Here is a 21,256-nt window from a genome sequence, read left to right as displayed (position 1 = left end):
GACGGCGTGTGGCCGCCCGGAGTCGCGACCGCGCGCACGGACTGTTCGCGGCACTGACCGACAGGGAGCGAAATTGGCAGCAACACTGCGCGATGTGGCGGCGCTCGCCGGGGTGTCGATCAAGACCGTCTCCAATGTGGTCCACGACTTTCAGCACATCCGGCCCGCAACCCGGGAGAGGGTGCGCGCGGCCATCGACGAGCTCGGCTACAAGCCCAACATCTCGGCACGCAGCCTGCGCTCCGGCCGCACCGGTGTGATCGGCCTGGCCCTGCCCGAGCTCAGCCTCAGCTACTTCGCCGAGCTGGCGGATGCGATCATCCAGGCCGCCGAGCGCCGTCACCTGGTGGTGCTGCTCGAGCAGACCGGTGGCGGTGACCGCGGCCGCGAGATCGCCATGCTCTCGAGCCCGCGGCTACAGCTGACCGACGGCCTGATCTTCAGCCCGCTGGGCCTGAGCACCGACGATGCCGCAATGCTCAACGTGGGCTACCCGATGGTGCTGCTCGGTGAGCGGGTCTTCGGCGGACCCGTTGACCACGTCACCATGCACAACGTGGAAGCCTCGAAGGCGGCGACCCTGCACCTGATCAGCCGGGGCCGGCGCCGGATCGCCATCATCGGCGCGCACGAGGGCGAGGTGGTGGGCTCCGCCGTGCTGCGTGTGCAGGGTTACCGCGAGGCCCTCGCCGAGGCCGGCATCCCGTTCGACCCGGCGCTGATCTGCAATGTGGGCCGGTGGCACCGGGCGGACGGCGCCGAGGCGATGCGCGCCCTGATCGACACCGGCGTCAGTTTCGACGCGGTGTTCGGGCTCAACGACACCCTGGCGCTCGGCGCCATGCGGGTGGCTCAGGTGGCCGGGCTGCGGGTACCGGAAGACGTGATGTTCATCGGCTTCGACGCCCTCGACGAGACCAAGTACTCCCTGCCGACCCTGTCGACCATCGACCCCGGCCGCGACGAGATCGCCGACACCGCGGTGCGCCTGCTCGTGCAGCGCATCGAGGAGGGCGTGACCCCGCGGGTGCCCGAGGTCTACCTGGCCGACTACACCGTGATCGACCGGGAGTCGACGGCAGGCTGACTGGACTGGTGCTCGAGGGCGGTGTCGAATTGCACAAGACGGCAGCCGTGTGCCGGCACCCGCAGGGTGGTGCCGCCGTTCGTCACCGCGACCTGATCGCCGTGCCACAGGTCGGTGGCCGTGGCCGCCCCGGCCGGTGCGCCCAGCGCCGACAACGGCAGATGGATGTCCCTGGCGGCGTCCGCGGTGTTGAACACGGCCACGTAAATCGCCGCCGGCTCCTCGACTTCGGCCCCGGCAACCGAACTCCACACGATGGTGTCACCCTCCCGCCAGAGCTCCCGCTGGCCGTGCGAGTCGCGGTGCATGCGCAGCACCGCCGGGTTGGTGAGCAGGGCCAGGGTCTGGGATGGGGTGGACGGCAGGTCGCCGCCGAACATCAACGGGGACCGGGCCAGGCACCACAGCGTGAGCATGGTGCGCTGTTCGTCCGGCGTGAGCCGGCTCATCCGGTCGTCGCCGCGTTCGGCCCGGATGCCGATGCGCCCCAACGGCAGCATGTCGGCGTCGGCCCAGGCTCCGGGGCGCTGGTGCGGTGCCCAGCGCGCGAGCCGGCCGAACTGGTCGAGGATGTCCTCCCAGCGGTCCCAGAGATCGTCGGACACCCGCCAGAGCTCGGCGTTTGCGGCCAGGTGCTCGCGGTGGGCCTGGGAGAGATCGGTGCCGGGGGAGAGGCTGAGGGTGATCGGGCGTCCGGAGCGGGCGATGGCCAGGGCGTAGGCCGCAATTTCGCGGGAGTGGTACGGCGCGAGCATGTCGTCGGCCTTGATGAAGTCCACGCCCCAGGTCGCGAACTGGGCCACCTGGGCGTCGTAGTAGGCCTGCGCGCCGGGGTGGTCGTGGTTCAGGCCCACGTTGTCCGGGTTCCAGGTGCAGGCCGAGGCCGGGTCGGCGATGTCGGCGGCGGTCACCCCGGCACGCTCGAAGACGGGCAGGGCCCGCTCCACCGCGGCGCGCGGGATCCCGCGCATGATGTGCAGCCCGAAACGCAGGCCGAGCGCGTGCACCCGGGCGGCGAGCGGGGCGAAGCCGGCGCCGGCGGCCGCCGACGGGAACCGGTTGGTGGCGGGCAGCTGGCGGCCCCAGGCATCCATCTCGATGCCGGGCTTCTCGTTGTAACCGCCCGCGCGGGCGGCGGGGTCGTACCAGGCGATGTCGACCACGATGGTGTCCCAGCCGAAGCGCAGAAGGTGTTCGGCCATGAACTCGGCGTTGGCCAGCACCTCGGCCTCGGTGACGGTGGTGCCGTAACAATCCCAGGAGTTCCAGCCCATCGGAGGCCGGTCGGCGAGTGGGGCGACGGTGTCGTGCATGGCCAGGTCAGCGGGGAATTCGAGGGACATCGGGAGGCTCCGGTTCGGTGGGCCGCCCCGGCCACGGCCGGTAACGGGACGATAACATTTATTGCAACGTTGGAATTTTTTACCGGGATTCGTTGCGTATGCACCGAGCCTGTCATACTGTTACAACGTTGTAAAACACTCAGGACGCGGATGTCCGACCCGACGGGCCGTGGCATCCACCACTCACAGCACAGCCAATCGGGAAGGAACTACGTGATGAAGAGGTCACGTTTTATCGCCGCCTCCGTAGCAATGATCGCTACGACCGGCCTTCTGCTCAGCGGATGCTCGGCAGGAGCAGCAGACACCGGTGAGAAGCAGCTCACATTCATGTTCCGCGGCGGCGAAGACGAGAAGGCCGCATACACGACGGCCATCAAGGCCTTCGAAGAAGCCAACGACGTCAAGGTCAAGATCATCTCGACCACCGCAGACGACTACGCCACCAAGCTCAAGGCGGCCATCGCCGGCAAGCAGATCCCGGACGTGTTCTACATCGCGCAGGGCGACATCCAGGCCTACGTGAACAACGGTGTCGTCCTCGACATCACCGAGTACGTCGAAGGGTCGGACACCCTCGACCTCGACAACATCTGGGAATACGGCGTCGACAGCTACCGCTTCGACGGCAGCCTGGTCGGCGAAGGCGCCATCTACGCTCTGCCGAAGGACGTCGGACCGTTCTCGTTCGGGTACAACAAGACCATGTTCGAGGCCGCCGGTATTCCGCTGCCCGACGTGGACGTTCCCCTGACGCTCGAGGAGTTCGTCAACATCTCCAAGCAGCTCACCAAGGACCTCAACGGTGACGGCGAGCTGGACCAGTGGGGCACCGGCCTCAACGTGCAGTGGAGCCTGCAGTCGTTCGCATGGTCGAACGGCGCCGACTTCCTCAACGAGGACCGCACCAAGGTCACCGTTGACACGCCCGAGTTCGCCGAGGCGCTGCAGTGGTTCGCGGACCTGTCCAACGTGGAGGGCGTCACCCCCTCCACCGCGCAGGCGCAGACCCTTGACACCTACCAGCGTTGGATGAGTGGCCAGATCGCGTTCTTCCCGGTGGGCCCGTGGGACGTCTCCACGTACGCCGAGCTCGACTTCGACTGGGACCTGATTCCCTACCCGGCCGGGAAGACCGGTGAGTCCGCCACCTGGGTCGGCTCGCTCGGCATCGCCGTCGGCAGCACCACCGAGGACCCTGAGCTGTCCGCCAAGCTTGTCGAGTACCTCTCTGCCGACGTCACGGCGCAGCAGACCTTGGTCGACGCCGGGGTGCAGATCCCGAACCTCAAGGACATGGCCGACACCTGGGTGGCCGACTCGACCACCAAGCCGGCCAACAAGCAGGAATTCCTCGACATCGTCAACGACTACGGTCGTGCGCTGCCGGCGAACAACACCTACAACGCCGAGTGGTACGACGAGCTGTTCACCAACATCCAGCCGGTCCTCGACGGCAAGCAGACCGCCGCCGACTACCTCAAGGAGGCGCAGCCCAAGATGCAGGCCTTCCTGGACGACGCCAACGCCCAGGCCGGTATCGGCTAACACCGCCCGGATGCCGCGGCCGCGCTCTCTACGCGTGGCCGCGGCATCCGCCCCCGGCCCCGGCCGGCCCCCCGCTCATGGAATCACGTCAAGGAAGATCACTGATGTCCACCACAGCTCTTCGCACCAAGCCGCGCCGCTCTCGACTGCACAGGCGCGAGCACCAGGTTGCCCTCGCGTTCATCGCGATCCCCCTGATCGGCTTCCTGCTTTTCACGCTCTACCCGCTGCTGTTCTCCGTCTACGCCTCCTTCACGGCCTGGAATGGGCTGGCCGCTCCGAAGTTCAACGGGATCGACAACTACATCAAGATGTGGAACGACCCGTATTTCGCCAAGGCCATGTGGAACACCTTCTTCATGATGATCGGTATCCCGATCGGCCTGGTGCTCTCGATGGCGTTGGCCCTCGGGCTCAACCGTAAGATGCGCGGCACCACGTTCTTCCGCACCGTCTACTACGTGCCGGTGATCTCTTCGATCGCCGCAATCGCCATCCTCTGGCAGTGGGCCTACAACGGCGACTTCGGCCTGGTCAACCAGGTTCTGGACCTGTTCGGCATTCAGGGACCCAACTGGCTGGCGAACAAGGACACCGTCAAGCCGGCACTGATCATCATGGCCACCTGGAAGGGGCTCGGCTACTCGATGCTGCTCTACCTGGCTGCCCTGCAATCGGTGCCGCGCTACCTCTACGAGGCCGCAGCGCTCGACGGCGCCGGCACCTGGGCTCAGTTCCGCCACATCACCCTCCCGATGGTTCGACCGGTCACCTTCTTCCTCGTGGTGACGAGCATCATCGGCGGCTCGCAGATCTTCATCGAGGTCAACATCATGACCCCGACGGGCGGTCCGGAATTCAGCTCGGCGACCATCGTCTGGTACATCTGGCGGCAGGCCTTCAACAACCTGCACATGGGCTACGCGTCATCGATGTCGATCGTGCTCGGTCTGATCATCTTCGTGATCACCGTCATCCAATTCAGGCTCAACCGCCGCAACCAGTTCTCGATCGACTGAGGCCGCCACCGTGACTACATCAACCTCCCTGCCCGGCTCCATTCCGAGCGCAGCTCCCCTCCTGGCCCCCGACGGGGCACTCCCACCGACCTCAGGTGGCCGCCGTCTCCCGGCGCCGAACCGCAAGCGCGGCGTCTCGCGCACCACCAGCTATTCGATCGGCAATGTGATCGTCACGATCATCCTGTCCATCGGCGCTGTGGTCATGATCGGCCCGTTGCTCTGGACGTTCTCCACCTCCATCAAGACCCAGGAAGCGATCTTCTCGCTGCCGCCGCAGTGGATCCCCGACCCGATGGTGTGGGAGAACTACCTGCGGGTCTGGTCGGCCGGTCCGCTGCTCAGCGGCATCCGGAACAGCCTGATCGTGGCGGGCACCGTCACCGTGGTCGGATCGGTCACCTCCTCGATCGCCGCGTTCGCTTTCGCGAAGATGCGGATGCCGTTCAAGAACGCCGCATTCCTGATGCTGCTGGCCGGCCTGATGATCCCGTTCCCGACCATCATGATTCCGCAGTTCATGGTCTTCGCCGAGATCGGTTGGGTCGACACCCTGCTGCCGTTGATCGTGCCCGGCCTGTTCGGCAACATCATCATGATCTTCTTCCTCAAGCAGTACCTCGAGAACGTGCCGGACTCGATCATCGAGGCCGCCAAGCTCGACGGCGCTTCCTACCTGCAGATCTTCTTCAAGCTGATCTTCCCGGCCATCCGGCCCGCCATGGCGGCGCAGTTCATCCTCTGGTTCATGGCCGTCTGGAACGACTACCTGGCCCCGATCATCTACCTGAACACGCCGGAGAAGCAGACCCTGCAGCTGGTGATCGCGAGCTTCAACGCCCAGTACGCCAGCCAGACCGACTACCCGCTGATCATGGCGGCGTCCTTCATCGCCCTGCTGCCCGTGCTGATCGTGTTCATCATCTTCCAGCGCCAGATCATCGAATCCGTCGCCCTCACCGGCGGGAAGGGCTGATCATGTCGGTTCTCGACCAGACCCTGCCCGGCCAAGCGCGACCCGGCCAGGCGCTGCGCAGCCTGACCCCGGCGCCCGCCGGCGACCCGGCCGACTGGGGCACCCGCAACGCCCACGACCCCACCGTCGTGCGCGACACCGACGGCACCTGGTACATGTTCTCCACGGATGCCGCCGCCGGCGCCGATGCGGTGGCGGCCGGCGTGCACGTGCGCCGGTCGCCCGACCTCGTGCACTGGTCCTTCGTGGGCACCGCCCTGGACGGCGTGCCCGGGCCCGCTTTCGAGTGGAGCCAGGCGCCCGGGCTCTGGGCTCCGGAGGTCGTGCGCTGGCCGACGGGCGGCGCCTCGACCGCCGCCGCATCCGATGTGAAGTGGCACATGTACTACTCGGCCTCCACCTTCGGTTCGAGCACGTCCGCCATCGGCCTGGCCGTGGCGAGCCGGCTGGCCGGACCGTGGGAGGACCGCGGCATCGTCGTGGCCACCCGCGCCGGAACCGACAGCCAGAACGCGATCGACGCGGCCGTCACCGTCGACAGGTCCGGCACCCCGTGGCTGACCTACGGGTCGTTCTTCTCCGGCATCTACACGCTGCCGCTGAACCCGGCGACCGGCCGACCACAGACGCCGGGCGACCTGGGCACCGTCATCGCCCGCCGGCCGGTGTCGGTGGACCGGGCGATCGAAGGCGCCTTCATCGTCTACCGCCGAGAGGAGGACCGCTACGTGCTGTTCTCCTCCTACGACTCGCTCTTCGACAGCTACAACGTACGGGTGGCCGTGGCCGAGGAGATCACCGGCCCGTACACCGACCTGCTCGGCCACTCGATGACCGACCTCGACACCGATCCGGCCCTGATCGGCACCAAGGTGCTCGGCAGCCACCGGTTCGGCGACGACACCGGCTGGCTCGCCCCCGGGCACAACTCGATCCTGACCGAGCCGGGCCTGCCCGGCACGAGCCCTGCCGCCGATGCAACAGCGTCAGCCTGCCGCGCCGACGAGTACTTCATGGTGCACCACGTGCGCTTCGCCGACGACCCCAGCCAGCACGTTGTGCAACTGCGGCGCACCTTCTTCACCGAAGCGGGGTGGCCCGTCGTCTCGCCGCAGCCGTTCGCCGGCGCCGATGCGGAGCGCCTGGCCGCGCCGGTGAGCCTGGCCGGCCCGTGGCGCGCGGTGCGTCTGGTTCCGGAGTCGACCGCGCTGGTGAATGCCGACCCGGTCACCGTCGCAGTGGCGCCCACGGTTCTGGTTCCCACGGATGCGCCTGAGCGGCTCTTCGACGGGCGCACCGAACGCGTGCGGCTGGTGGTCGGGGGCGCATCCGGCACCGAACTCGACGCCGTGGTCTTCACCAGCTGGGACTGGGCGAACGCCCGGCCCGCCCTCTCCTTCAGCGGTCTCACCGCCGACGGGGTGGCCTGGTTCGGCACGAGTGGCGCCTGAGATGGACGACTACGCCATCGGCTGGGCCGGGAAGGTGATGCACTGGCTGCGGTTCGCGATCGCGCTCGTGGTGATCAACCTGCTCTTCCTCGCGGGCACTCTCGCCGGGCTGATCGTGCTGGGCGTGTTCCCGGCGGCCACGGCCGCGGCGATCCTGCTCGGCCGGCTGCGCGCCGGCCAGCCCAGCGACAGGCTGGTGCGGGACTTCATCACCGCCTACCGCGCCCAGTTCTGGCACCTCGCGGTCGTCGCGATCCCGTTCCAGCTCGCCACGGTACTGGTGTTCCTCGACCTGGTGGCTTTCCAGACCACTGCGGTGGCGGGCAGCCCGGTCAGCGCAGTGCTGCTCGTGCTGCTGGTCGTGGTCTCGGTCGGCACCCTGCTGGCGGCGTTCTCCGCGATCATCATCTGCACCCGCTACCGCGACTCGGCCCGCTCGATCTGGCGGTACGCGTTTGTGCTGCCGTTCGTGTCCCCGCTGCTGAGCCTGTCGCTGATCCTGGCGCTGGGCGCGCTCACGCTGGCCCTGTTCCAGTTCGGCGTGCTGGTGCCGCTGATCGGCGCCTCGGCGCCGCTGTTCGTGGCGGGCTGGCTCATCGACCACCGGCTCGCCGCCCTCGACGCGGCGCACCCCGCGCACGGCGCGGTGCGCAACGAAGACGGCGCACTGTCACTCGCGCCCAGCCGGCGTGCGTCGCCGGCCTGAACAGCCCACCCCACCGCCTTTTCTCGTTTCACTCGACTTCGCCCCACCTCGTCAACGCTGCACAGATAGGACACGATCTCCATGACCACCGCACGAATCAGTATCGACCGCACCAATGTGGTCGCCACCATCAACCGGCGCATCTTCGGCTCCTTCGTGGAGCACCTCGGTCGCTGCGTCTATGACGGGATCTACGAGCCCGACCACCCCACCGCCAACGAGGACGGCTTCCGCCTCGACGTGGTCGACCTGGTCAAGGAGCTGGGCTCCACCACCATTCGCTACCCCGGCGGAAACTTCGTCTCCGGCTACAAGTGGGAAGACGGCGTCGGACCCCGCGACCGGCGCCCGGTGCGCCGCGACCTGGCCTGGCACTCGCTGGAAAGCAACCAGGTGGGCCTGGAAGAGTTCGGCCGCTGGTGCGAACTGACCGGCTCCGAACTGATGATGGCCGTGAACCTCGGTACCCGCGGCATCGAGTCGGCGCTCGACCTGCTCGAATACGCCAACGGTGAGGCCGGCACCGCCCTGGCCGACGAGCGCGTCGCCAACGGCAAGACCGAACCGTACGACATCCGCATGTGGTGCCTCGGCAACGAGATGGACGGCCCCTGGCAGGTCGGCCACATGTCCTCCGACGACTACGGCAAGATCGCGGCCCGCACCGCCTCGGCAATGAAGACCGCCGACCCGTCGCTGGAGCTCGTGGTCTGCGGATCCTCCGGCTCGGCGATGCCCACCTTCGGCGAGTGGGAGCGGGTCGTGCTCGAGCACAGCTACGAGTCGGTCGACTACATCTCCTGCCACGCCTACTACCAGGAACGCAACGGCGACCTGGCCTCCTACCTGGCGTCGTCGCTGGAGATGAAGTACTTCATCGACACCGTCGTGGCCACCGCCGACCACGTCAAGCACAAGCTGCGCAGCAAGAAGACCATCCAGCTCTCCTTCGACGAGTGGAACATCTGGTACCTCGACGAGCACCAGGCCTCCGAGGAGGTCAACGACGAGTGGCGTTTCGCGCCGCGTCAGCTCGAGGACGTCTACTCGGTGGCGGATGCCGTCGTGCTCGGCAACCTGCTGATCACCCTGCTGCAGAACCACGACAGGGTCGGCTCGGCCTCTCTGGCACAGCTGGTGAACGTGATCGCCCCGATCATGACCGAACCAGGCGGAGACTCCTGGCGCCAGAGCACATTCTTCCCCTTCTCGGTGACCTCCAGGCTCGCCCGCGGCGAGGTGCTCACGCCCCGCATCACCGTCGACACCTACGACACCGCGGTGTACGGCGCCGCACCGCTGGTGGACTCGGTCGTGACCGCTGACGCCGAGACCGGCACGAGCGCGGTGTTCCTGGTGAACCGCAGCCAGACCGAGTCGATCGAGGTGGCCATCGACGTGTCCGGGCTCGGCGCATCCGCCATCACGGAAGCCGTCACCCTGAACGACGCCGACCCGTACGCGAAGAACACGCTGGCCGACCAGAACCGGGTGGGCCTGAAGGACCTCACCGGTTCGGTCCTCGCCGACGGCACGCTCACCGTGACGTTGCCGCCCGTCTCATGGTCGGCGATCGCGCTCGGTTAGGACGAGCGGGTCAGGCGGGCACGCCCGCGGGCCTGTTCGTCCTGACCCTGGCCGCGGTCGTCCTGTTCGTGCTGAGCGGATGCTCGGCCGAGCAGGGCGCCCGCGAGCTCAGCGGTGACATCGCCACTCACGACCCCGCCTACGTGGCCGGGGTCGAGGGGGACGCGTCGTACGTGTACTCGACCGGCAACGGGCAGGTCGCGGACGGCAACATCCAGATCCGCCGGTCCATGGACGGGCTGGATTGGGAATACGTCGGCGAGGTCTGGCAGGAGAAGCCGGACTGGCTGGTGGAGGCGGTGCCCGGGGTGGACAACCTGTGGGCGCCGGAGCTCTACCAGCACGACGGCACCTGGTACCTCTACTACTCGGCGTCGCTATTCGGCACGAACACCTCGGTGATCGCGCTGGCGACCAACAGCACCCTCGATCCGGATGCGGCCGACTACGCCTGGGTGGACCGGGGCGAGGTGATCACCTCCGTGGGCACCGACTACAACGCGATCGACGCCGGGGTGGTCGAGGATGCCGAGGGCACGCCCTGGCTGAGCTTCGGCTCGTTCTCGTCCGGGCTGCACCTCGTCGAACTCGACTGGCCGAGCGGGCTGCGCGCCGACGACGCCGACCCGGTGCTGATCGCGGACCGCAACTTGGCCGTGAACGCTCTCGAGGCGCCGTTCCTGCTCGCGCACGACGGCTTCTACTACCTGTTCTTCTCGCGGGATTTCTGCTGCCGCGGCGTGGACAGCAGTTACAACATCGCCGTCGGACGGTCCGAGACCGTGGACGGACCGTACTTGGACGCCAACGGCGCCGCGCTGCTGGCTGACGGCGGCACCCCGGTGCTCTCCGGCGACGGGGACCGGGTCGGCCCCGGTGGCCAGTCGGTGTCCGGCGGCACCCTCGCGTTCCACTACTACGACGCCAGCCTGGACGGCGCCTTTCAACTCGGCCTCATCCCGCTGCGCTGGGACGACGGCTGGCCGGTCGTGGCCTGGGAATAGCCGCCCATTTCTTCCGAACTAGCCACAGGAGTCCTCATGCCCATCACCGGACCCGTCAGCCCCCTCGCCAGGGCACACAGCGTCCTCCGTCCGCTGCCCCTCGACGCGGTGAGCCTCACTGGAACCGGGCAGCTCGCCAGCTGGCAGCGGGTGAACCGGGACGCCACCCTGGCGCACTGCGTGCGGCAGCTCGAGGAGTCGGGGGCGCTGGCCAACCTGCGGATCGCGGCCGGCTTGGAGAGCGGGGTCTTCCGCGGCTTCGTCTTCGCCGACTCCGACGTCTATAAGGTGCTCGAGGCCATCGGCTGGGAGGCCGGGCGGGCCGGTGGCGGCGCCGAGGTGTTCGTCTCCTTCGTCGATGACACCGTGGCGCTGCTGCAGGCGGCGCAGCAGGACGACGGTTACCTGGACTCGTTCTTCCAGGTGGCCAAGCCCGACGAGAAGTTCGCCGACCTTCGTTGGGGCCACGAGCTGTACTGCCTCGGGCACCTGCTGCAGGCCGGGGTGGCGTGGCAGCGCACCCGTGCCCGCACCGACCTGCTCGAGGTGGGGCTGCGGTTCGCCGGCCTGGTCGAGCAGCGCTTCGGCGCCGGCGGCGTGGACGCGGTCTGCGGGCATCCGGAAATCGAGACAGCCCTGGTCGAGGTGTACAGGGTGACCGGGCAGCGGCGCTGGCTTGAGCTGGCCCAGCGCTTCATCGACCTCCGCGGCCACCGGAGCGTGGGCGAGGACCGGTTCGGCTACGGGTACTTCCAGGACCACGAACCCGTGCGCACGGTGCCCGGCGCCACCGGGCACTCGGTGCGCCAGCTGTACCTGGCCGCCGGCGTGGCCGACGTCTATGCCGAGAACGGGGAGCCGGAGCTGCTCGCCGCCCTCGAACGCATCTGGTCCGATGTGCACCGGAGCAAGATGTACGTCACCGGCGGGCTCGGCTCCCGGCACCGCGACGAGGCCTTCGGCGACCCGTTCGAGCTGCCGCCGGATCGGGCATACTCCGAAACCTGCGCCGCGATCTCCAGCGTGCAGTTCAACTGGCGGATGCTGCTGCTCACCGGCGAGGGCCGGTTCGCCGACGAGATCGAACGCGCGATGTACAACGCCGTCGCCGGGTCGACCACGAGCGACGGCACCGCGTTCTTCTACTCCAACCCGCTGCAGGTGCGCACCCACCGGGACGGCGCACACGAGCAGGCTCCGGCCCGCCGGGTGGGCTGGTACGACTGCGCCTGCTGCCCGCCCAACCTGGCCCGACTGGTCTCGTCGCTGCAGCACTACGCGGCGACGACGGCTGCGGGCTCCCTGCAGCTGCACCTCTACGAAACCGGCACCATCGACCTCGGCGGGGTCGGCGGGGCGGCCACCGTGGCCCGGATCCGCACGGGTTACCCGGTCGACGGTGTCGTGGCGATCGAGTTCGACGCGCCGTTCACCGGTGGCGAGGTGGCGCTGCGGGTGCCCGCCTGGGCGGAGTCCTGGCGGCTGACCGTGAACGGGGAGGCGGCTTCTGGGGCGGTGTCGGCCGGCTACCTGCGGGTGCCGGGGGCGGGCATCCGCTCGATCGAGCTGGTGCTGGACATGCCCGTGCGGCTGCGGCGGGCACATCCGCAGGTGGATGCGGTGCGCGGCTGCGTCGTGGTGACGCGCGGGCCGCTGGTCTACGCGCTCGAACAGGCCGACCTACCCGGGTCGCTGGTGCTCGAGGACTTCGTCGTGGATGCCGCCGCCGCCGCCGAGCTGGGCCCGGTCGACGCGGATCTGGGCGTGCCGCTGGTGCGAATCACCGGGGCGCGGCGGGCGCCGGACGCGGGGGAGCTCTACCCGGTGGCCTCTGGCGACCGCTCTCCCGGCGGCGATGCCATCACCGTGACCGCGGTGCCGTACTACCGGTGGGGCAACCGCGCGCCCGGGGGCATGCGCGTCTGGATCCCCACCAGCTAGCCGTACCCCGCCATCCGCGCACTCGGCCCACCTCGCGAAAGCGGTGATGTGGTTGCTTCAGCTCGCGCGAGCTGACCGTTTCCCCGCTTTCGCGAAACAACCGCACCCTGCCCTCGGCCAATGAGACCCCAAGTAGGTCGCGAAAGCGGTGATGTGGTTGCTTCGGGTCGCGCGAAGTGACCGTTTCCCCGCTTTCGCGACACAGCGAACGGACGAAAGCGGGGTGCGGAGCTAGGCGCGGTGCGCGGCGTACTGGGCGCGGATGACCGGGCGGAAGTCCGGGGTGGGGTGCGCCTCGACCGCCACCGACCAGGCCGGGCGGGTGCCCGTGAGCGACCAGGCCGCCTGGGCGGCACCGCCGTCGGCGACGTACTCGCCGGGGGTGGGCACGGCCACCGGTGCATCGAACACCTGCGCGGCGATGAACTGCACGGCCGGGTTCTGCGCCGCTCCGCCGATCAGCAGGATGCGTTCGACGCTGACTCCCTGCGCGCGCACGGCGTCCAGCCCGTCGGCGAGGCCGCACAGCAGCCCCTCGATCGCAGCCCTGGCCAGGTTCGGCCGGGTGGTCGAGGTCAGGGTCATCCCGAACAGGGAGGCCGTGGCGTCGGGCAGGTTGGGGGTGCGTTCGCCCTCGAAGTACGGCTGCAGGACCAGGCCCTGCGCGCCGGGCTCGGCCTCCAGCGCGAGCCGGCCCAGTTCGTGGTGGTCGACGCCGAGCAGGCCGGCAATGGAGTCCAGGATGCGGGCGGCGTTGAGCGTGGCGATCAGCGGCAAGTGCAGCCCGCTGGCGTCGGCGAACCCGGCGACGGCGCCGGAGGCATCCTCGCTGGGCACCGCGGTAACGGCGAAGACCGTGCCGCTGGTGCCGATCGACACGATCACGTCGCCGGCCGTAGCGCCCAGGCCCAGGGCGGCTCCGGCGTTGTCGCCGGCTCCCACACCCACGACGAGACCGGCGGGAACCCCGGGCAGGGCCACCGTGGTGCCTGCGGTCTCACCAGGGCCGAGCACCCGGGGGAGCACGGCGTCGTGGCCGAGCCCGCGCACGAGCAGCTCACGGTCGTAGTCATCGAGGGCGGCCGAGAAGTAGCCGGTGCCGCTGGCATCCGACCGGTCGGTGGTCAGCGCGGTCAGCACGGGGCCGAGCTCGCTCTCACCGGCCGGGCCGTAACCGCGCAGCCGCCAGCTGAGCCAGTCGTGCGGGAGGGCGACGGCGGCGACCCTGGCGGCGTTGGCCGGTTCGGCATCCCGCAGCCAGCGCAGTTTGGTGACGGTGAACGAGGCCACCGGCACGAGGCCGGTGCGGCGGGCGTATTCGGCGGCGCCGACCTCATCGATCAGGTCGGCGGCGGCCTGCGCGCTGCGGGTGTCGTTCCAGAGCAGGGCCGGGCGGATGACGCGGCCGTCCTCATCGAGCACGACCATGCCGTGCTGCTGCGCGGCCACCGACACGGCGGCGACGTCGTCGAGACCGCCGGCCTTCTCGACGGCGGCCAGCAGGGCATCCCACCAGGCGGCCGGATCGACCTCGGTGCCCACGGGATGACTCGCCTTGCCGGTGCGCACCAGCGCGCCCGTCTCGGCATCCCGCACCACAATCTTGCAACTCTGCGTCGACGAGTCGACTCCGGCAACCAGCGCCATGGCGCACTCCAAACCTCAAAAATCCGCGGTGGGTCGGCGGCGTCCTCGCCGTCGCCCGGGGGCTCACACATAAAATGTTCTGGGTCTAAACATATTCGGTCTAGCGGGGATGTTCAAACGCTTGCGGGCCCCCGCGGCATCACGCAAGGGGCTCCGTGCCGCCCGCAGCGGGCGGGCGGCAACCTCAGGACAGGGTGAGCAGTCGGCAGACGGTGGCGACCGCGCGCTCCAAATTTGCCGCGCCATCGGCGAGGGCGCTGGGCAGGTCGGAGACACCCGGCAGGATGGGCACCAGGGCGGCGAAGCCGTGGTCGTAGAGCACCTCGGCGCCGGGGCCGATCCGGCCCGCGAAGGCGACGACCGGGACACCGTGCACGCCGGCGGCCTCCGCAACACCCAGCGGGGTCTTTCCGCTCAGGGTTTGGGCGTCGAGGCTGCCCTCGCCCGTGAACACGAAATCGGCACCGGCGATCCGGTCGGCCAGGTGCACGGCATCCATCACGACATCCACACCGCGGCGCAGCTCGGCCGGGAAGAACGCCAGAAAGGCGGCCCCGAGTCCACCGGCAGCTCCGGCGCCGGGCTGGTTGGACACATCCGTGCCGGTCAGGGCGACGATCACGGTGGCGTACACGCCCAACGCGGCGTCGAGCTGGTGCACGGTGGCGGGGTCGGCGCCCTTCTGCGGGCCGAAGACGGCGCTGGCGCCGGCGGCTCCGAGCAGCGGATTCGTGACGTCACTGGCGATCTGGAACGTGCTGCCGGCCAACCGCGGGTCGACGGCGGACAGGTCGATCCGGTGCAGCCGCGCCAGGGCCGCACCGCCGCGCGGCAAGTCCGCACCGGCCTCATCGAGCAGGCGGGCGCCGAGGGCCTCGAGCATCCCGGCGCCACCGTCGTTGGTCACCGAGCCGCCCAGACCCACGATGAACCGCGTCGCACCACGGTCCAGGGCGTGGCGGATCAACTCGCCGACCCCGTAGGAGCTGGTGATCTTCGGGTCCCGGTCGGCGACGGCGACCAGGTCGATCCCGGCGGCGGCGGCGATTTCGATGATGGCGAGGTGCTCGGAGCCGACGTAGCCGTACCGGGCCCGAACGGAACGTCCGAGGGCGTCGTGCACCGGGGCGCTGACGAGCACACCGTCGAGGGCATCGGTGAGGGCCTCCGTGGTGCCTTCCCCACCGTCGGCCATCGGCGCGGCCACGCAGTCGGCGTCGGGAAACACCGACAGCACACCGCGTCGCATGGCGGCGACGGCCTCGGGCGCGGTCATCGATTCCTTGAACGAGTCGGGGGCCAGAACGAATTTCATGGGATCGATCCTCTGTGGAAGCGACGAACGCAGGGACGAGGGCGACCCTCTTCCCGCCCGGACGCCCGGTTCTCGACACGGTACCGCATGCCGATCCCCGGTTCGTCAGTGGGTTGTCGCTCCACGCCCCTCGGCAGAAACGGACTAGCCTCGCCTCATGGTTTCCCTTGATCCCCGGCCCACCGGCTCGCAGGCGCTCCTCCTGTCTCCTCTCACCCTCGGCACGTCCGGCTGGTCGCCGCGGAGTGCTGCCGAGACCAGCGCCACGGATGCCCTGGCCGCGTCCTGGGCGGCCGGCCGGCTCAGCACGAACGTCATCGACACCTCCAACATCTACGGCGACTCACACTCGGAAGGGGTCATCGGCAAGGCGCTGGCCGGCACTGTCGGCCCGGGACTGGTCGTGCAGACCAAGCTCGACCGCGACGTGGCGCGCAACGACTTCTCGGCGGCGCAGATGGAGAGATCTCTGCAGCAGTCGCTCGACCGGCTCGGCCTCGAATCCGTCGACATCCTTTTCCTGCACGATCCCGAAAACGTCGGCTTCGAGAGCGTCATGCAGCCCGGCGGTGCCGTGGATGCGCTCGTCGCCATGCGGGACCGCGGTGTGGCCCGGTACATCGGTATCTCGGGCGGACCTGTCGCGATGATGCGCCGCTTCGTGGACACCGGCCTCTTCGACGTCCTGATCAATCACAACCGCTTCACCCTGGTGGACCGCTCGGCGCTGGGCCTGTACCAGGCGGCCAGGGACCGGGGCATGATCGTGGAGAACGCGGCCCCGTTCGGCGCCGGGATCCTCACCGGCGACCCCCGGTTCGCCGGCACCTACGCCTACGGCCCGATCCGGCCGGAGACCCAGGCCGCCGTGGACGCCGTCACCCGCATCGCGGCCGACGCCGGGATCCCGCTGGCCGCGCTCGCCTTGCAATTCAGCCTGCGGCATCCGCTCGTCGACACGACCGTGCTGGGCGTGCGCACGAGGGCGCGCTTCGACGAGGCCGTCGCCCACGCCGCGATCGACGTGCCGGATGCGGTCTGGGCCGAGCTGGACACCATCCTCGCGAACTGAGAGAAAAGCACCCACAACTCGCGCGAAGGTGCTTACCTCACGGTTCGCGGGTGGGGGATGCGAGAAAGCCCCGGCCGGGAGAACCCGGCCGGGGCAGATGGTGCGGGTGGAACGGTCGAACGAACCTGCTGGTTAGCGGGCGCCGAGCAGGTGCTCGAGGGCCAGCTGCTGCAGGCGAACGAAGCCGAAGCCCTTGCCGCCGAAGTACTCCTCCGGAGCGAAGTCCTCGTAGGCGCTCTTGTCGGCCAGGAAGTCGTCGTAGCTCTCGCCGTCGGACAGAGTGGTCTGCGACAGTTCCGGCACGCGCGATGCGGCCAGCTGCTCCTGCACCTCGGGGTCGGCGCGGAAGGCCGCGGCACGCTCCTTGAGCAGCAGGTAGGTGCGCATGTTCGCGGCGGCGGAGTCCCAGACGCCGCTGATGTCCTCGGTGCGGCTCGGCTTGTAGTCGAAGTGACGCGGGCCGTCGTAGGACGGGCCACCGTTCGGGCCGCCGTTTTCGAGCAGGTCCACCAGCGAGAACGCGTTCTGCAGGTCGCCGTGGCCGAAGACCAGGTCCTGGTCGTACTTGATGCCGCGCTGACCGTTGAGGTCGATGTGGAACAGCTTGCCCTGGTAGAGCGCCTGGGCGATGCCGGCGGTGAAGTTCAGCCCGGCCATCTGCTCGTGACCGACCTCGGGGTTGACGCCGACGAGTTCGGGGCGCTCGAGGGTGGTGATGAACGCCATGGCGTGGCCGACCGTGGGCAGCAGGATGTCGCCGCGCGGTTCGTTGGGCTTGGGCTCGATGGCGAAACGGATGTCGTAACCCTTGTCGGTGACGTAGTCGCCGAGCAGGTTGACAGCCTCGCGGTAGCGGTCGAGGGCGGCGCGGATGTCCTTGGCCGCGTCGTACTCTGCGCCCTCACGGCCGCCCCACATGACGAAAGTCTTGGCGCCGAGCTCAGCGGCGAGGTCGAGGTTGCGCATGACCTTGCGCAGGGCGAACCGGCGCACGGCGCGGTCGTTGGAGGTGAAGCCGCCGTCTTTGAAGACCGGGGCGCTGAACAGGTTGGTGGTGATCATCGGCACGATCATGCCGGTGTCGGCGAGGACCTGCTTGAGACGGTCGATCTCCTTCTGGCGGGCGGCATCCGTGGAGCCGAAGGCGAAGAGGTCGTCGTCGTGGAAGGTGAGGCCGTATGCGCCGAGCTGAGCGAGGCGGGTGACGGCTTCGACGGTGTCCAGCTGCGGGCGAGTGGGTCCGCCGAACGGGTCAGACCCGTTGTATCCGATGGTCCACAGGCCGAATGAGAACTTGTCGGCGGGGGTGGGGGTGAGTGACATGACTGTGCTCCGATTCAGCTTCATTGGCGATTTGTTGCTATGACCAACATATTACACACCCGCGGCCCATCCGTACAGTTGCCCGCACGGGCCGCAGGAAAACCCCCGGCCACAACATATTCGCCGGAAGTCCGTTTTTGCGCCTCCTCCCGCCACTGACCCTGTCGAACGGTTTCGACGATTCCCGTCGCAATTAGAGCCCTCGAGGGGGTGCGTCATCATGCCAACCCCCCAAACAGGGGCATTTCCTGTTTTGCCCCTAGGCAAACCGAGAAGGTACGAGATAAGTTCTGTCCGTCAACAAAGGCCGCATTTGCGCGGTGGGTCAATCACAGCGATGTCCCGTTACAAGGAGGTAACCCTGACACGCGTTCGCCCAGTGCTGGGGGAGCGGGCGACAAGATTTCCTCCTCTGGCAGTCCACCGGCATACCGGTGACTGCGGTGACTGGCAGCTCTCAGAGAGGAAAGCTCCAACTATGTCCAAGACCAAGAAAATTCTCGCCCTCGCGGCCACAGGCATTTTCGCCCTGTCGCTCGCGTCCTGCGCCAGCGACGGTGAAACCACCGGAGGCGGCGATGCAGCCGCCGGCGGTACCGAGTGCAACGTCGGCATCTCGATGCCGACCCGCAGCCTGGAACGCTGGATCAACGACGGTGAGCAGCTCAAGGCGCTGCTCGAAGAGGCCGACTGCACCGTCGACCTGCAGTACGCCGACAACAAGACCGACCAGCAGATCAGCCAGATCCAGAACCAGGTCGCCGGCGGATCGAAGATCCTCGTTGTGGCCGCCGTCGACGGCCAGGTGCTCGCGCCGGTGCTCGCCGAGGCCAAGAAGCAGGACGCCACCGTCATCGCCTACGACCGCCTGATCAACGGCACCCCTGACGTCGACTACTACGCCACCTTCGACAACTACAAGGTCGGCCAGCTGCAGGGCCAGTTCCTGGAGACCCAGCTCGACCTGGCCAACGCGACCGGGCCGATCTCGATCGAACCGTTCGCCGGCAGCCCCGACGACAACAACGCCAAGTTCTTCTTCTCCGGCGCCTGGGACGTTCTGCTGCCCTACGTGGAGAGCGGCGTCCTCGTCGTTCCGAGCGGCCAGTCACCCGCCTCCAACGACGACTGGGCCTCGATCGGCATCCAGGGCTGGGCCAGCGACAAGGCGCAGTCCGAAATGGACAACCGTCTGTCGTCGTTCTACACCGGCGGCGACAAGGTCGACGTGGTGCTCTCCCCGAACGACAGCCTGGCCATCGGCATCATCGCCTCGCTGAAATCGGCCGGCTACGCACCGGGCACCGACTACCCGCTGATCACCGGACAGGATGCCGACAAGGCCAACGTCAAGGCGATCCTCGACGGTGAGCAGTCCATGACGGTCTGGAAGGACACCCGCACGCTCGGCGAGCAGGTGTTCACCATGATCGAGGAGATCGTGGCCGGCGACGAGGTCACCGTCAACGACACCGAGACCTACGACAACGGCGAGAAGGTCGTGCCGTCGTTCCTGCTCGACCCCGAGGTCGTCGTCAAGGACGATGTGCAGACCAAGCTCGTCGACTCCGGTTTCATCAAGGCATCGGATGTCGGCCTCTAACGAGCCGACCCTGGCCGGCCTGTTCGTTCCGAGCAGGCCGACCTCCTAGCCGGGCACCCGGGAAACCGGGTGCCCGGCCCATCAGCAAACAGGAGAGCGCAGTGGAGCATTCGATCATCCTCAGGATGAACAACATCGTGAAGGACTTCAATGGGGTGAAGGCCCTCGACGGTGTTTCCCTCGAGGTCACGAGGGGGCAGGTGCACGGCATCTGCGGGGAGAACGGCGCCGGCAAGTCCACGCTGATGAAGGTCCTCAGCGGGGTGTACCCGGCCGGCAGCTTCGACGGCAGCATCGAGTTCGAGGACCACGAGGTGGCCTACAAGACCATCAACGACAGCGAGCACGACGGTATCGTCATCATCCACCAGGAGCTGGCGCTGAGCCCGTACCTGTCAATCGCGGAGAACATCTTCCTCGGCAACGAGAACGCCACCCGCGGGGTGATCGACTGGAACAAGACCAACCGTGAGGCCGCCCTGCTGCTGGCCCGGGTGGGCCTGGACGAGAACCCGGCCACCAAGATCCTCGAGCTCGGCGTGGGCAAGCAGCAGCTCGTGGAGATCGCCAAGGCGCTCTCCAAACGGGTCAAACTGCTCATCCTTGACGAGCCCACCGCGGCCCTGAACGACGAGGACTCCACCCATCTGCTGGGCCTGATCGACCACCTGCGCACGCAGGGCATCACCTGCATCATCATTTCCCACAAGCTCAAGGAGATCAAACGCATCGCCGACACCGTCACGGTGATCCGGGACGGCAAGACCATCGAGACCATCGACATGGCAGGGCCGGATGCCACGGAGGCTCACATCATCCGCGCCATGGTCGGCCGGGACCTGAACAACCTGTTCCCGCCGCGGGAGCCCGCCGTGGGCGCCGAGGTGCTCAGGGTGGAGAACTGGACAGTGCACCACCCCGTCGACGTGGCCCGCAAGGTCGTCGACGGCGCCTCCTTCACCGTCAACGCCGGCGAGATCGTCGGCTTCGCCGGGCTGATGGGCGCCGGCCGCACCGAATTGGCGATGAGCATCTTCGGCCGCTCCTACGGCACCAACATCTCCGGGCAGGTCTTCAAGGACGGCACCGAAATCCAGATGCGCACCGTGGGGGAGGCCATCGAGCACGGCTTCGCGTACGCCACCGAGGACCGCAAACGCTACGGCCTCAACCTGATCGGCGACATCACCGTCAACGTGTCCGCGGCCGCCCTGGCCAAGCTGGCCAAGTACGGCGTGATCGACAAGCACCGCGAGTACAAGGTCGCCGACTCCTACCGGCAGAAGATGAACATCAAGGCGCCGTCGGTCACCTCGATCACCGGCAAGCTCTCCGGCGGTAACCAGCAGAAGGTGGTGCTGTCGAAGTGGATCTTCTCCGGCCCCGACGTGTTGATCCTGGACGAGCCGACCCGCGGCATCGACGTGGGGGCCAAGTACGAGATCTACGGAATCATCAACGAGCTCGCGGCGCAGGGCAAGGCGGTCATTGTGATCTCCTCCGAACTGCCCGAGCTGATCGGCATCTGTGATCGCATCTACGCGATCTCGGAAGGAAAACTCACCGGCGAGGTCGCCAAGGCCGACGCGTCGCAGGAAACACTCATGCACTACATGACCGCAGGAAAGGACTGA

At 68.2% G+C, this 21,256-nt stretch carries 16 protein-coding genes; 12 read left to right on the top strand and 4 right to left on the bottom strand.

Going from position 1 to position 21,256, the window contains the following annotated elements; genetic code table 11:
* Positions 1–73 precede the first annotated feature (73 nt).
* A complete protein-coding gene (locus E3T22_RS17630) occupies positions 74–1,087 on the top strand; it encodes a LacI family DNA-binding transcriptional regulator (RefSeq protein ID WP_088455092.1) in 1,014 nt (337 codons plus the stop codon).
* On the opposite strand, the gene E3T22_RS17625 is transcribed toward E3T22_RS17630, so the two are convergent.
* Positions 1,051–2,430: a glycoside hydrolase family 27 protein gene (locus E3T22_RS17625; protein WP_370291595.1), complete on the bottom strand. Its 1,380-nt coding sequence runs from the start codon at positions 2,428–2,430 to the stop codon at positions 1,051–1,053. The genes E3T22_RS17630 and E3T22_RS17625 overlap by 37 nt on opposite strands.
* Positions 2,431–2,646: 216 nt before the next feature.
* Here E3T22_RS17625 and E3T22_RS17620 point away from each other — a divergent pair, with 216 nt between their 5' ends.
* From E3T22_RS17620 to E3T22_RS17585, 8 genes are all read left to right on the top strand, one after another.
* Complete coding sequence (locus E3T22_RS17620) at positions 2,647–3,978, top strand: sugar ABC transporter substrate-binding protein (RefSeq protein WP_088455093.1); 1,332 nt, start codon at positions 2,647–2,649, stop codon at positions 3,976–3,978.
* Between the two features lie 104 nt (positions 3,979–4,082).
* Complete coding sequence (locus tag E3T22_RS17615) at positions 4,083–4,997, top strand: carbohydrate ABC transporter permease (protein WP_165791122.1); 915 nt, start codon at positions 4,083–4,085, stop codon at positions 4,995–4,997.
* A gap of 10 nt (positions 4,998–5,007) precedes the next feature.
* Positions 5,008–5,973 (top strand): carbohydrate ABC transporter permease, encoded by a 966-nt coding sequence (locus tag E3T22_RS17610; protein WP_240632350.1) that lies wholly within the window; start codon positions 5,008–5,010, stop codon positions 5,971–5,973.
* Between the two features lie 2 nt (positions 5,974–5,975).
* Complete coding sequence (locus E3T22_RS17605) at positions 5,976–7,424, top strand: arabinan endo-1,5-alpha-L-arabinosidase (protein ID WP_134481072.1); 1,449 nt, start codon at positions 5,976–5,978, stop codon at positions 7,422–7,424.
* Position 7,425: 1 nt separating this feature from the next.
* Positions 7,426–8,130, top strand: coding sequence for a YesL family protein (locus tag E3T22_RS17600; protein ID WP_088455096.1), 705 nt, complete (start codon positions 7,426–7,428; stop codon positions 8,128–8,130).
* 81 nt (positions 8,131–8,211) lie between these two features.
* On the top strand, positions 8,212–9,717 hold the full coding sequence (locus E3T22_RS17595) for an alpha-N-arabinofuranosidase (RefSeq protein ID WP_134481073.1): 1,506 nt from the start codon (positions 8,212–8,214) through the stop codon (positions 9,715–9,717).
* Complete coding sequence (locus E3T22_RS17590) at positions 9,693–10,721, top strand: arabinan endo-1,5-alpha-L-arabinosidase (RefSeq protein WP_134481074.1); 1,029 nt, start codon at positions 9,693–9,695, stop codon at positions 10,719–10,721. The genes E3T22_RS17595 and E3T22_RS17590 overlap by 25 nt, the downstream gene beginning before the upstream one ends.
* Positions 10,722–10,757: 36 nt before the next feature.
* Positions 10,758–12,662 carry a glycoside hydrolase family 127 protein gene (locus E3T22_RS17585; RefSeq protein ID WP_134481075.1) on the top strand — a complete coding sequence of 635 codons (1,905 nt, stop codon included), beginning with the start codon at positions 10,758–10,760 and terminating at the stop codon, positions 12,660–12,662.
* Positions 12,663–12,893: 231 nt separating this feature from the next.
* Here the strand turns inward: E3T22_RS17585 and xylB are convergent, their stop codons facing one another.
* Together xylB and E3T22_RS17575 are read right to left on the bottom strand one after the other, a co-directional pair.
* Positions 12,894–14,309 carry a xylulokinase gene (xylB, locus tag E3T22_RS17580; RefSeq protein WP_134481076.1) on the bottom strand — a complete coding sequence of 472 codons (1,416 nt, stop codon included), beginning with the start codon at positions 14,307–14,309 and terminating at the stop codon, positions 12,894–12,896.
* A 184-nt stretch (positions 14,310–14,493) separates the two neighbouring features.
* Positions 14,494–15,624, bottom strand: coding sequence for a glycerate kinase (locus tag E3T22_RS17575; RefSeq protein ID WP_134481077.1), 1,131 nt, complete (start codon positions 15,622–15,624; stop codon positions 14,494–14,496).
* Between the two features lie 157 nt (positions 15,625–15,781).
* Here E3T22_RS17575 and E3T22_RS17570 point away from each other — a divergent pair, with 157 nt between their 5' ends.
* On the top strand, positions 15,782–16,696 hold the full coding sequence (locus E3T22_RS17570) for an aldo/keto reductase (protein ID WP_134481078.1): 915 nt from the start codon (positions 15,782–15,784) through the stop codon (positions 16,694–16,696).
* A 132-nt stretch (positions 16,697–16,828) separates the two neighbouring features.
* Here the strand turns inward: E3T22_RS17570 and xylA are convergent, their stop codons facing one another.
* Positions 16,829–18,019: a xylose isomerase gene (gene xylA, locus E3T22_RS17565; RefSeq protein WP_088455103.1), complete on the bottom strand. Its 1,191-nt coding sequence runs from the start codon at positions 18,017–18,019 to the stop codon at positions 16,829–16,831.
* Between the two features lie 478 nt (positions 18,020–18,497).
* On the opposite strand from xylA, the gene chvE reads away from it, so the two are divergent.
* Together chvE and mmsA are read left to right on the top strand one after the other, a co-directional pair.
* Complete coding sequence (gene chvE, locus E3T22_RS17560) at positions 18,498–19,622, top strand: multiple monosaccharide ABC transporter substrate-binding protein (protein ID WP_088455104.1); 1,125 nt, start codon at positions 18,498–18,500, stop codon at positions 19,620–19,622.
* Positions 19,623–19,747: 125 nt separating this feature from the next.
* On the top strand, positions 19,748–21,256 hold the full coding sequence (mmsA, locus tag E3T22_RS17555) for a multiple monosaccharide ABC transporter ATP-binding protein (protein ID WP_088457834.1): 1,509 nt from the start codon (positions 19,748–19,750) through the stop codon (positions 21,254–21,256).

It is taken from the genome of Cryobacterium sp. TMB3-10 (assembly GCF_004402305.1).
Lineage (GTDB): Bacteria > Actinomycetota > Actinomycetes > Actinomycetales > Microbacteriaceae > Cryobacterium > Cryobacterium zongtaii.
The sequence above is the reverse complement of the archived record's forward strand: the minus strand, read 5'-3'. Positions and strand labels throughout refer to the sequence as shown.